This is a genomic window from Streptomyces sp. NPDC018019 (assembly GCF_044327805.1).
Classification (GTDB): Bacteria; Actinomycetota; Actinomycetes; order Streptomycetales; family Streptomycetaceae; genus Streptomyces.
Genome location: NZ_JBIRGD010000036.1, coordinates 37,214 through 50,355, shown reverse-complemented (window position 1 = coordinate 50,355; position 13,142 = coordinate 37,214). Strand labels below are relative to the sequence as shown.

Annotated in this window: 7 protein-coding genes; 6 read left to right on the top strand and 1 reads right to left on the bottom strand. The window is 73.5% G+C overall.

Features of this window, described 5'->3' with window-relative positions:
• Nucleotides 1-62: 62 nt before the first annotated feature.
• Nucleotides 63-1,802: a chitinase gene (locus ACH4FX_RS37775; RefSeq protein ID WP_398486017.1), complete on the bottom strand. Its 1,740-nt coding sequence runs from the start codon at nucleotides 1,800-1,802 to the stop codon at nucleotides 63-65.
• A gap of 345 nt (nucleotides 1,803-2,147) precedes the next feature.
• Between ACH4FX_RS37775 and ACH4FX_RS37770 the strand changes: the two genes are divergently transcribed.
• The 6 genes from ACH4FX_RS37770 to ACH4FX_RS37745 all read left to right on the top strand — a co-directional run bounded on the left by ACH4FX_RS37770 (nucleotide 2,148) and on the right by ACH4FX_RS37745 (nucleotide 13,109).
• Complete coding sequence (locus ACH4FX_RS37770; RefSeq protein WP_398486016.1) at nucleotides 2,148-3,803, top strand: FAD-dependent oxidoreductase; 1,656 nt, start codon at nucleotides 2,148-2,150, stop codon at nucleotides 3,801-3,803.
• 181 nt (nucleotides 3,804-3,984) lie between these two features.
• Entirely contained in the window at nucleotides 3,985-6,117 is a 2,133-nt protein-coding gene (locus tag ACH4FX_RS37765) for a phosphocholine-specific phospholipase C (protein ID WP_398486015.1), read from the top strand.
• A 246-nt stretch (nucleotides 6,118-6,363) separates the two neighbouring features.
• Complete coding sequence (locus ACH4FX_RS37760) at nucleotides 6,364-8,637, top strand: MMPL family transporter (protein WP_398486014.1); 2,274 nt, start codon at nucleotides 6,364-6,366, stop codon at nucleotides 8,635-8,637.
• 203 nt (nucleotides 8,638-8,840) lie between these two features.
• Complete coding sequence (locus ACH4FX_RS37755; protein WP_398486013.1) at nucleotides 8,841-9,485, top strand: hypothetical protein; 645 nt, start codon at nucleotides 8,841-8,843, stop codon at nucleotides 9,483-9,485.
• A gap of 222 nt (nucleotides 9,486-9,707) precedes the next feature.
• Entirely contained in the window at nucleotides 9,708-9,890 is a 183-nt protein-coding gene (locus ACH4FX_RS37750) for a hypothetical protein (RefSeq protein ID WP_398486012.1), read from the top strand.
• A 111-nt stretch (nucleotides 9,891-10,001) separates the two neighbouring features.
• Nucleotides 10,002-13,109, top strand: a complete 3,108-nt coding sequence (locus ACH4FX_RS37745; RefSeq protein ID WP_398486042.1) for an AAA family ATPase — start codon at nucleotides 10,002-10,004, stop codon at nucleotides 13,107-13,109.
• Nucleotides 13,110-13,142: the final 33 nt, after the last annotated feature.

Sequence of the window (13,142 nt, the reverse complement as noted above, 5' to 3'; positions counted from 1 at the left end):
CACCCGGTTCCGGTACGCGAGGGGCGGCACACCACCGGTGTGCCGCCCTTCTCCATGCCGAGCTACGGCAGGTTGTGCACGTGCGGGCCCACCGCGTTGGACCAGGCGTTGCCGGTCGCCGCGTCCCAGTTGGTGGACCAGGTCATGGCCCCGCGCAGGGACGGGTAGGTCCGGGCGGGCTTGAAGGAGCCGCAGCCGGTGCCCTTGGTGAGGCAGTCCAGCGCGCTGTTGACGACGCTGGGGGACACGTAGCCGCCGCCGGCGGCGCGCGTCGAAGCAGGCACACCGATGCCCACCTGGGACGGGTCGAGGCCGCCTTCGAGCTGGATGCAGGCGAGGGCGGTGAGGAAGTCCACCGTGCCCTGCGAGTAGACCTTGCCGTCACAGCCCAGCATCGAACCGCTGTTGTAGTACTGCATGTTGACGACGGTGAGGATGTCCTTGATGTTCAGCGCCGTCTTGAAGTAGCCGCCCTGGGTGGACTGCATGTCGATGGTCTGCGGGGCCATGGTGATGACCAGCTTGCTGCCCGCCTTCTGGGACAGCGAGCGCAGGGCCTGCGTCATGTAGGTCGGGTTGAGGCCGTTCTCCAGGTCGATGTCGACGCCGTTGAAGCCGTACTCCTGCATGAGGGCGTAGGCGCTGGTGGCGAAGTTGTTCGCGGAGGCGGAGTCGTTGACGGAGATGGTGCCCTTCTCGCCGCCGACGGACAGGATGACGTTCTTGCCGGCCGCCTGCTTCGCCTTGATGTCGGCCTTGAACTGGGCGACGGTGTAGCCGCCCAGGCCCGCCGAGTCGAGGTTGAAGGTGATGGCACCGGGCGTGGTGGTGGCGTCGGCGAAGGAGACCGCGATGATGTCGTACTGGTCCGGCACGTCGCTGATCTTCTGTACGGTCGCGCCGTTGTTGAAGTTCTGCCAGTAGCCGGTCACCGCGTGCTTGGGTACGGCGGGCCCGTCGCCGCCGCCCTGGGACGTGGTGGCGGTGACCGCGGCGGACTTGGCGGACTCGCCCGCCGCGTTGGTCGCGGTGATCTGGAACCGGTAGGCGGTGGCGGGGCTCAGGCCGGTCACGGTGGCCGAGGTGCCGGTGACCGCCTGGACCTTGGTGCCGTCGCGGTAGACGTGGTAGCCGGTGGCGTACGTGGCCGGGTTCCAGGACAGCGCCACGGAGGACGAGGTGACCGCGCCCGCGGTCAGCCCGGTGGGCGCGTCGGGGACCGGGTCGCCCGGGTCGCCGTTCCCGCCGTCCGGCCCGAAGACGCTGATGTCGTCGGCGAAGTAGGCGGACTGCCCGTACCAGCCGTGGGTGTAGACGGTGACGGAGGTGGTGGAGGGTCCGGTGGTGAAGGTGGTCTTCAGCTGCTGCCAGGTGGTGGCGCCGGGGGTCCAGGTGGACACGTCGGTGGTGCCGGTGCCGCTCGCGCCGAGGTAGACGTACGAGCCCTGGACGTACGCGCTGAGTGTGTACGTGGAGTTGGGCTTGACGGACACGGTCTGCGAGCACTTGGCCTGGTCCGTGCCGGAGGGCGTGGCCTTCAGGGCCGCGGTGCCGCCGTGCACGGGTGAGGACACGGTGGAGCCGGCGCCCGACGAACAGGTCCACCCGGCGAGTCCGGCCTCGAAGCCGGGGTTCTTCGCGTTGTTGACGTCGGCGGCGGCCCGGGAGGCGGCGTGGGGGGCCGCCGAGGCGCCGGTCTGGGTGCCGGTCACGGCCAGGACGGTGGCCGCCAGGCCGGTGAAGGCGGTGGTGAGCCACCGTCTGTGCCGGGAACGGGTGCGCGGCACGAGGGGGTGCGGCATGGCTGTCTCCAAGGGGTGAGAGCCCGGAAGGGCCGCCCGCCGGGCGCGGAGAGCGGGGCGGGCGTAGCGCACAAAATGGTCCAGACCAATGCGGTTGTCAAGAGTTCGTGAAGTGTTCACGGGGGAACGCCCGTTGCCGCGCGGGCCGCGAGAACCGTTCCTTCGGAGGATGCGGGCCTGCCGCGTGCCCTCCTGTGGGAGGGGCGGCGCCCGAGGCCGTACATCGGTTTACCTAGGGGTGAGGTGGTCACCATGGACGATGTTCCGGGCCCGGGCGGGACCGATGGTGGAGGTGTGACTCAGGAACAACCACCGTCTTCACCACCACAGTTACGGGAGCGGACCATGGCTGAAGTGACGCGCCGGACCCTGCTCGCGGGCGCGGCGGCGCTGGGAGGCACGGCTGCGGCGGTGTCGGTACCGGGCGTCGCGGCCGCGGTCCCGGCCGCCGCACCGGCCGCCTCCGCCACCCCCGCCGCCGGCCGCCCGCCGGGCCCGGGCCTGATCACGGTCGGCCCGGACGACCCCCGCTACTCCTCCCTGACCCGCCGCGGCAGCAACGGGCACTTCGTCGGCAAGCCCGACCGCGTCCACGTCGTGAGCAGTACCGAGCAGGTCGTCGGCGCCGTCCAGCAGGCCGTACGGGACGGCAAGCGCATCGCCGTGCGCAGCGGCGGCCACTGCTTCGAGAACTTCGTCGACGACCCGGCCGTCCGCGTACTGATCGACACCTCTCCCATGCGCGCGGTGCGGTACGACGCCGCCCGCCGTGCGTTCGCCGTCGAACCCGGTGCCCTGCTCGGCGAGGTCTACCGCGCCCTGTTCCTCGGCTGGGGCGTGTCCATCCCGGCCGGCGCCACCGCCGAGGTCGGGGTCGGCGGACACGTGCTGGGCGGTGGCTACGGCACCCTCTCGCGGCGGTACGGGCTGTCCGTGGACCACCTGTACGCCGTCGAGGTCGTCGTGGTCGACCGGTCGGGCCGGGCCCGCAGCGTGGTGGCCACCCGCGATCCGAAGGACCCGAACCACGACCTGTGGTGGGCGCACACCGGCGGCGGAGGCGGCAACTTCGGGATCGTCACGTGCTACTGGTTCCGCGACCCGGCGGCCGAGGGCGACGACCCCACGCGGCTGCTGCCCAAGGCCCCGGGGAGCCTCCTCAGCTTCGCCGCGACCTGGAACTGGAAGGACCTGGACGAGCGTGCCTTCGCCCGGCTGGTGCGCAACCACGGCACCTGGTACGAGCACAACAGCGGTCCGGAGTCCCCGTACGCCGACCTGTTCAGTGTGCTGATGCTCAACACCCGCAACACCGGCACCATCCTCCTGGTGGGCCAGATGGACGCCACCGCGCCCGGTGCCGAAGGGCGGATGCGTGCCTACGTGGACGCCGTCGGACGCGGGGTGGGCGCCCGGCCCGCCCTCCGGCACCAGGTCCGGCCCTGGCTGGAGGCGGTCTCCCTCGTGCAGGAGAGCGAGCCGGCCCCGTACAAGGTCAAATCCGGCTACCTGCGCAAGCGCTACACGGACCGGCAGATCGCCACCGCCTACCGGCACCTGGCGGGACCGGCGGGCGGCAAGGGCGGTGCGCCGGAGGGCGTCACCGGGTCGATGTGGCTGGTCTCGTACGGCGGGCAGGTCAACACCGTCGCCCCGGAGGCGACCGCGGTCGCCCAGCGGGACTCGATCCTCAAGTCGATCTGCATGACCGGCTGGGAAGGGACGGGGGACGGCGGAACGAAGCACCTCGCCTGGGTCCGCGACTTCTACCGCGATCTCTACGCGGACACCGGCGGCGTGCCGGTGCCGGGCCCGGTCAGCGACGGCTCGTTCATCAACTACCCGGACCGGGACCTCGCCGACCCGGAGCTGAACACCTCCGGCGTCCCGTGGCACACGCTCTACTACAAGGACCACTACCCGCGGTTGCAGCGCATCAAGGCCCACTGGGACCCGCGCGACGAGTTCCGGCACGCCCTGTCCATCCGCCCGCCCCGGTGAACAGGACCGCACCCGGGCCGTCCACCGGGCCCGGGCGCGGGAACCGGAGCCGTCTGTTCGCGAACTTGTCACTCCGACACCTGTCGCACGCCACCGTGGTCCACTACCGTCCCGCTCGCATCAGTCAAGGGCTGGGAGTGGACCATTGCCCGACCGCGGGCAGTCGACTGGGAGGTCGAGCGTGGCATCCGAGGTATCGCGCAGACAGGTCATGGGACTCGGCGCGGCGGCCGGCGCGGCCGCCGCCGCGTCGCTCCTGCCGCCCTCGCTCCAGCAGGCGCTGGCGGCGGAGCCGCCCGTACCCGCGGCCGGGCGCGCGGACGGGCCCGGCCGGGACGGCCTCGGCGCCATCCGGCACGTCGTCGTACTGATGCAGGAGAATCGTTCCTTCGACCACTACTTCGGCATGCTGCGCGGCGTGCGCGGCTACGCCGACCGCAACGCCGTCCGGCTCCCGGGCGGCCGGAGCGTCTACGAGCAGCCGGGCGCGCTCGGCGTCGGCACCGTGCTGCCCTTCTCCGTCCGCGAGGCCGCGGCGGCCCAGAAAAAAGACCTCCAGTACATCGGGGCGCTCAACCACGAGTGGTCCGGCGGGGCCAAGGCGTGGCACGACGGCTGGATGGACAACTGGGTCACCGCCAAGACGGCGGCCACCATGGCCCACTACGACCGCCAGGACGTACCGCTGCACTACGAACTCGCCGACACCTTCACCGTCTGCGACGCCTACCACTCCTCGATCCACTCCTCCACCAGCCCCAACCGCAACCACCTGGTCAGCGGCTGGACCGGCTTGGAGCCGGGCTCCGGCAAGCGCGCGGTGGGCAACGACGCCTACGCGGAGGACACCCACCCCGGCTACACCTGGCCCACCTACGCCGAGCGCCTGGAGAAGGCCGGGCACAGCTGGCGCGTCTACCAGGAGTGGGACAACTTCACCGACAACAACCTGGAGTTCTACGCCACCTTCAAGGCGGTCATGAAGAAGGCGCTGGCCAAGGTGGGCGGCGGCGTGCAGAACATGACCGCGTTCTACGGGAAGGTCGCGGCGGCCGGTGCGGCGGAGCGCGCGCGGCTCCAAGGACTGCTGGAGGAGGGCGTACGGGCGCTGAGCGCGGCCGACCGCAGCCTCTTCGAGCGCGCGCTGCGCCGCGGCGAGCCGGGCTCCACGGCCACCGCCTTCGCCGCCGACGTCGCCGCGGGAAAGCTGCCCGAGGTGTCCTACATCGTCCCCTCCGCGGCGGACTCCGAGCACCCCGGCTCGTCCTCGCCGGTCGCCAGCGCCACCATCGTCTACAAGGTCCTCGACGCGCTCGGCAGGAACCCGGACGTGTGGCGGCACACCGCGCTGTTCCTGACCTACGACGAGAACGACGGCTTCTTCGACCACGTGCCGCCGCCGGTGCCGCCGGCCGGTACGGAGGGCGAGTTCTGGGACGGCAGGCCGACCGGGCTCGGGATGCGTGTGCCGATGCTCGTGATCTCCCCCTGGACGGTGGGCGGCTACGCCTGCTCGCAGGTCTTCGACCACACCTCGATCATCCGCTTCCTGGAGCGCTGGACCGGGGTGCGCGAGCCCAATATCAGCGCCTGGCGGCGCACCGTCTGCGGCGATCTGACCACCGCCTTCGACTTCTCGCGCGGGCACCGGCCGCCCGCCGTGGAGCGGCCCGGCGCGATCCCGCCGTTCAGCGGGCGCTGGGCGCCGCGCCCGCCGCGCGAGCAGCAGCTGCCGCGCCAGGAGCCGGGCACCCGGCCCGCGCGCCCGCTGCCGTACCAGCCCGACGCGGACGGCGCGTTCGACGCGCGGGCGGGGTGCTTCCGGCTCGCGGTGCGCAACACCGGCCGGGCGAGCGCGCACTTCGCGCTGTATCCGTACGCGGGGGAGTACGGCACGCCGCAGCACCGCGACGTGCTGGGCCGGGCCGACTGGGAGGTACCGGTCAAGGGCGGTACGTACCGCTTCACCCTCACGGGCCCCAACGGTTTCCGGCGGGAGCACGCCGGCACGTCCGACGGCGCCGCCGCCGCGGTCCGGATCGGCACCCGCCTGGACACGCACCGGCGCGAGCTGCACCTCACCCTCGTCAACCAGGGGCGCGCGGACCTCACCTTCACGCTCAAGCCGCTGGCGTACGGCGACGCGGCGCCGCGCGAGATCACCGTACGGGCGGGCAGCACCCGCACCGTCGCGCACGCCGCGGCGGCGGCGCACGGCTGGTACGACCTCGACCTGTCCGTCGCGCAGGACGCGTCCTTCCGTCGCCGCTTCATGGGCCACATCGAGAACGGAAAGGAATCGGTCACCGGCTGACCGGAGCCGCGCGGACCCGGACGCCTTGCGGTCACCGGCCGGGTTCCGCTTCCGGCTCCCTTTGTGGGGAAGTCCACAAAAGGGTCAAAGGATCTTTTCCTGCTGTCACTCTGCAAGAGGTACGGGCCCGCCGCTCCTTCGTCGGCAGGCGGTGGTCCCGTGCTTCCCCCTCCATTACGCGTTCGGCACCACGGGTACATCCCGGGAGACATCGGCGCCTGACCCGGGAAGCAGACGAAGAGCTGTATGACCGCACTGACCCGGTGGTGCCTGCGGCGCCGCATCGTCGTGATCGTGCTCTGGCTCGCCGCCTTCGCGGGAGCCGCCGCCGCGGCCGGAGCCGCCGGCTCCGCCTACTCCGACCGGTACGAGGTCCCCGGGACCGAATCCGGGCAGGCCGGAGCCCTGCTGGCCCAGGCTTTCCCGGACCGGGCGGGGGACGGCGACACCATCGTCTGGCACACGGATTCCGGCACCGTCCGCGCGGGCGCCGTACAGAAAGACCTCCAGCAGACCCTCGACCGGATCGCCCGGCTGCCCGGGGGCGCGTCCGTACAGAGCCCGTACGGCCCCCAGGGCGCGGGGCAGATCAGCCCCGACGGGCACACCGCCTACGCCGGCCTGTCCTTCGAGGCGCCCACCGAGGACCTGGACAAGGCCCAGGTCCAGCGCGTCGTGGACACCGCGAAGGCCGCCGCGGGCGACGGACTCCAGGTGGCGCTGGGCGGCTCCGGCATCGCGGTCACCGAGGCGGCCGGAACGCGCCTGGCCGAACTGATCGGGCTCGGCGCCGCCGGCATCGTCCTCTTCCTCGCCTTCGGGTCGCTCGCCGCCACCGTCCTGCCGCTCGTCACGGCGGTGGTGAGCGTGGGGACCGCCTCGGCGGGCATCGCGCTGCTCGGCCACGCGATGACGGTGGCCGACTTCGCCCCGATGCTGGGCATGCTCGTCGGCCTCGGCGTCGGCATCGACTACGCGCTTTTCATCGTGACCCGGCACCGCAGAGGGCTGAAATCCGGCCTCAGTGTGCAGGAGGCGGCCGAGCGCGCGGTCAGCGTGTCCGGGCGCGCGGTGGTCTTCGCCGGAGCCACCGTCTGCATCGCCCTGCTCGGCATGCTCGTCCTGCGGCTGGGCTTCCTCAACGGCGTCGCCATCGCCGCCTCGCTCACCGTCGTCCTGACCGTCGCCGCCTCCGTCACCCTGCTCCCGGCCCTGCTGGGCGTCGTCGGGCAGCGGGCACTGAGCCGGCGCGAACGACGGCGGCTGGCCGCCGACGGGCCCCTGCCCGAGCCGCCGGCCGGCTTCGCCGCGCGCTGGTCCGGCTTCGTCGAACGCCACCCCAAGCTGCTGGGGGCAGCCGCCGCGGTTTTCATGCTGCTGCTGGCACTGCCCACACTCTCCCTGCACCTGGGCACCTCCGACCAGGGCAACAATCCCGGCACGAGCACCACCCGGCAGGCGTACGACCTGCTCGCCAAGGGCTTCGGACCGGGTTCCAACGGGCCGCTGACCCTGGTCGGCGATCTGGACGGGGCCAAGGACCGGCTGGCCTTCGACCGGCTGCCGGCCGAACTGCGCGGCACGCCGGGCGTGGCGCAGGTGCGCGGCCCGGAGTTCGACGGCAGCGGCGGCACCGGCGTGATCACGGTCGTACCGGAGGGCTCTCCGCAGTCCCGGCAGACCTCCGACCTGGTGGAACGGCTGCGCGACGAGGTGCTGCCGGCGGCCGGCGAGGGCACCACCATGCGGGTCCACGTGGGCGGCGTGACCGCGAGCTACGACGACTTCGCCACCGTGATCGTCGGCAAGCTGCCGCTGTTCGTCGGCACCGTCATCGGCCTGGGCTGCGTCCTGCTGCTCCTCGCCTTCCGGAGCATCGGCATACCGCTGAAGGCCGCCGCGATGAACGTGGTGGCCGTCGCGTCCTCCTTCGGGATCGTGGTGGCGATCTTCCAGTGGGGCTGGGGCAGCGAACTCCTCGGGCTCGGCAGCGCGGGACCGATCGAGCCGTTCCTGCCCGTGATCATGGTGTCCGTCCTGTTCGGGCTGTCCATGGACTACCAGGTCTTCCTGGTCAGCCGGATGTACGAGGAGTGGCGGCGCACCGGCGACAACCGCCGCGCGGTACGGGTCGGACTGGCCGAGACCGGCCGGGTGATCAACTCGGCGGCGGTCATCATGATCGCGGTCTTCGCGGCGTTCGTGCTCAGCGGCGACCGGATCATCGCGATGTTCGGCATCGGCCTGGCCGCCGCCGTCGCGCTGGACGCCTTCGTCCTGCGCACCCTGCTCGTGCCCGCCCTGATGCACCTGCTCGGCGGCGCGAACTGGTGGCTGCCCCCGTGGCTGGAGCGGCGGCTGCCGCGGATCAGCATCGAGCCGCCGGATCCGGAGCGTGCTCCGGTGCCGGCCGGCGGCCCGGCGGCCGGGCCCCGCGGGGACGAAGTCCTGGTTCCGGTTGCGGTTCCGCTTGCCGTCCCGGAGCCGCGGCGGGACGACGAGGGCCTGGTACGGCGGTGACGGGCGGGCCTGTTCGTCGGTGACGGGCGGGACCGTACGGCGCCGGCGGACGGGGAGGTCCGGGGCGGGACGGCGGAGGCGGTGACGGACGCGGTACGCCCCGTCCGTCCCGGACGGCCCAGACGTACGCGGACGTGGCCGGTTCCCCACCCGCCCCGGCCGTTCTCATACGTCTCTCAGACGCGGCGCCTACGGTCGCGCCCATGGACACCACCAAGACCGAAGCGCGCACCGACGACACGAAGGCCACCGAGGCCACCGGTACGACGGAGGCCACCGGTACGACGGAGGCCACCGGGACGTCCGAGGCCACCGAGGCCACGAAGACGGACGGGGAGCCGCCCGCCGGCGCCGCGGTCGACGAGGACGCCCCGCGCGGCGCGGACGCCGCGGACGAGGACCTGGACGCACCGGCGGACACGGACGCGGACGCACCGCCAGCCACCGCCACCGGCTCCGTGGCGTCCGGCGCCGGTGCCGTCGTGGCCGCGGGACTGGGCCTCGCCTCGCTCACCGGCACCTGGCTCGGCACGGTGCTGGCCGAGCGCCAGACCCTGCTCGGCCAGATCAAGCTCCAGACGGGCAAGGCCACCGACCAGATCGGCACCGTCTACGGCGCTCCCTGGCACACCCACGCCCTCGTCAACGGCCTCTTCGCGCTGCTCGCCGTGGTGGTCGCGGGCCTGGTCCTGACCCGTACCCGGCCGGCCTGGGTCCGGGCCGTGGCCTGGGGCGGACTGGCCCTCGGCGTGCTGGGGACCATCGTCTCCGCGGGCATGTACTTCGACCTGTTCGCGAGCCTGCCCACGCTGCCCAAGAGCGGTGGCGCCGGAACCCCCGGTTCCTGAGGCCCCGGCCCGGCCCCCGGCCCCGGAACCCGGCATTCCTAAGGCCGTACGCGGCCGTCTGAGGAACCGCCGGTCCGGGGCCCCGCGCCGCTAAGGCCCCCGTACCCCGCAAGATCGGGAATCTGCCCGATGCGGGGCGCTCACCTGGGCGAGCAGGCTGGAGCACGTCAACAGGACACCACCAGGTGTCAGCGTGCCGACGCCAGACCCAGGGAGCACACCATGTACTACGGGGAACTCGAACTCCGCGTCCGCTACGAGGAACTGCGGCGCCAGGCCGACCGCCAGCGGCTCGTCAACGAGGCGCGCAAGGCGCGCCGGGCGCGCCGGGGCAGCGGCTCCCGGGAAGACGGACCGGAAGGGCGGGTGAACGGCGCGCCGGACCGGTACACCCGGGCCGCCTGACCGGCGGCCGGACCGGTGCCGCCCGCCGCGACGGCTCCCGTGGCCCGCCCGTGGCCCCGGGAGCCGTCTCACGTGACGGTGACCACTGCCGCGTTGTCAGACCCCTGTGCGATGCTCGGCGACGTGGAAACCAGGTCCGTCAGTCCGGTGTTCGTCGGCCGCAGCAGCGAGCTGGGCACGCTACGCGGCGCCCTCGCCCGCATCCAGGAGTCGGGCGAGCCCCGGGCGCTGCTCATCGGCGGCGAGGCCGGGGTCGGCAAGACCCGGCTCATCGAGGAGTTCGCGCAGGCCGCGCGGACGGACGGCGTCCTGGTCGCCATCGGCGGCTGTATCGAGATCGGTTCCGAGGGGCTGCCGTTCGCCCCGTTCTCCGCGGTCCTGCACCTGCTCAACGCGCAGCTGCCGGACGAGCTGGCCGCCGCCGTCGCGGGCCAGGAGGGCGAACTGGCCCGCATCCTGCCCGAACTGGGCGAGACCGCCGGCGAAGGCCATGACGACGAGCAGGGCCGCGCCCGCCTCTTCGAGCTGACCGCCCGGCTCCTGGAGCGCCTCGCCGCCCACCGGCCGCTCGTCGTCGTCATCGAGGACCTGCACTGGGCCGACCGCTCCACCCGGGAGCTGTTCTCCTACCTGCTGCGCGCCCTGAACGACGCCGGCATCCTGCTCGTCGCCACCTACCGCTCCGACGACATCCACCGCCGTCACCCGCTGCGCCCCTTCCTGGCCGAGATCGACCGGACGCGCACGGTCCGCCGCGTCGAACTGGCCCGGTTCAACCGCGCCGAGGTCCGCACCCAGATCGCCGGCATCACCGGCCGCGACCCCGAAGAGGCGCTGGTCGACCGGGTCTTCAAGCGCTCCGAGGGCAACGCCTTCTTCGTGGAGGAACTGGCCCGCAGCATCCAGGACGGCTGCCTGACCGGACTCAGCGACCCGCTGCGCGACCTGCTGCTCGTCCGGGTCGAGTCGCTGCCCGAGAACGCCCAGCGGGTCGTGCGGGTGGCCGCCGAGGGCGGCTCCACGGTCGAACACGAACTGCTCGCCGCCGTCTGCGGCCTGCCCGACGACGACCTCATCGAGGCGCTGCGCGCCGCCGTCGGCTCCAACACCCTGGTCCCCGACCGGGACGGCGCGGGCTACCGCTTCCGGCACGCCCTGGTCCGCGAGGCCGTCGTCGACGACCTGCTGCCCGGCGAGCGCACCCGCCTCAACCGCCGGTACGGCGAAGCCCTGGAGGCCGACCCCTCGCTCGTCCGCGCCGACACCCGCGCCGCCCGCCTGGCCAGCTACTGGTACCACGCCCACGACCCGGCCAAGGCGCTGCCCGCCGTCCTCGCCGCCTCCGTCCAGGCCCGCCGCCGCCACGCCCACTCCGAACAACTGCGCCTGCTGGACCGGGCCCTGGAGCTGTGGGACGACGCGCCCAAGGAGGTCCGCCGCGCGGTGCGCCCGGCGGACTACGCCGAGGCGTACCCGGCCTGCGGCTGCGACGACGACGCGCTGCACTTCATGGACCTGCTCGCCGAGATCGCGGTGGCCGCGCGCCTGTCCGGGGACACCGAGCGCGCCTTCACGATCACCAAGCGCGCCCTGCGCTCCCTCGACGCGGAGAAGGACCCGCTGCGCACGGCGTGGTTCCTGCTCCAGCGCTCCCGCCTCGTGCAGAGCACCGGCCGCGGCGACGGCTGGACCGAACTGGGCCGCGCCCAGGAGCTGGTGCGTGGCCTGCCGCCGTCCTCGGTGCACGCCGCCGTGCTCGCCCAGTCCGCGGCCTGGGCCGTGCTGCACAACCCCGGCCCCGACAGCTTCGCCACCGCCGAGCGCGCCGTGGAGCTGGCCCGGCTCGTCGGCGACGAGGAGGAAGAGCTGAACTCGCTCGTCACGCTGGCCGGACTGCGGGTGGACGCGGGCGATGTGGACGGCGGGCTGGCCCAGCTGCGCGCGGCCCTGGAGCGGGCCGTGGCGTGCGGCTGCTCCTCGGTGGTCGCCCGCGGGCACATCAACCTCTCCTCGGCCCTGGAAGGCGTGGGCCGCTCCAGCGAGGCCGTCGAGGTGGCGGACCGGGGCCTCGCGCTCACCGAGCACTACGGCCTGAAGGAGAGCACCAGCTGGGTGAGCGGCAACCGCGCCGAGTCGCTCCAGTCGCTGGGGCACTGGGCCGAGGCGCGGGAAGCGGCGCTGGACGCCCGCCGCCGTTCGCTGAGCGCCCGCTCGCTGGCGCTCGCCACCAACCGCCTCACGGACCTCGCCCTGAAGGAGGGCGACGTGGAGCGCGCCGAGTGGGAACTGGCCGTCGCCCGCGAGCACTACGGAACCCACGACCCGCAGCCGCAGTACACCATCCCCCTCGCCCGGTACGCCCTGGAGACAGCGGCCGCCCGGGGCCGTGTTCCGGACGTGCGCGACATCCTCCGGCAGACCCTGGAAGCCGGCCTGCCACCCGGCACCCAGCGGTATGTCTGGCCGCTGCTGTGGGCGGCGGCTGCCGCCGAGTCGGAGCTGCGCGGCCTGCCCGCCGCCGAGCCGGAGCGGCCCGCCGCCCTCGCGCGCATCCGGGAGGCCGCGAAGGGCACGCCCGCCGTGTCGCCGGTCTGGGCGGCGTACGGCCGCGCCGTCGAAGCCGAACTGCTGCGCGCCGCCGACCGCACGGCGCCGGACGCCTGGGCCGCCACGGCCGCCGCCTTCGAGCAGGTGGAACGCCCGTACGAACTCGCCGTGGCCTGTTACCGCTGGGCCGAGGCGCTGCTGCACGCCGCCGCCGGGGCGACGGCCGGCCTGGCGGGCCGCACACCGCGCGAGGCCGCCGCGCTGCTGCTCGGCCGGGCCCGCGAGGCGGCCGGCCGGCTCGGCGCCCGGCCGCTCGCCGACGAGGTCGAACGGCTCGCCCAGCGGGCCCGGATATCCCTGGCCGGACCGGGCCCGGACGACCGGCCGTCCGCGGCGGAGCACCCGGCCCCCGAGCCGCCCGCCGCCGAACCGCCCGTCGAGACGTTCGGCCTGACCCCGCGGGAGCGGGACGTGCTGCGCCTGGTCGCGGCCGGGCGCAGCAACCGCCAGATAGCCGACGAGCTGTTCATCTCGCCCAAGACGGCCAGCGTCCACGTCTCCAACATCCTGGCCAAGCTGGGCGTCTCCGGCCGGGGCGAGGCGGGTGCGATGGCCCACCGGCTGCGGCTGTTCGCCCCTGCGGAGCAGCGGGCGGGGCAGCAGTCGGGGTAGCGGGCGAGGCGCGGCCGGGCCACGGGCCGCGGC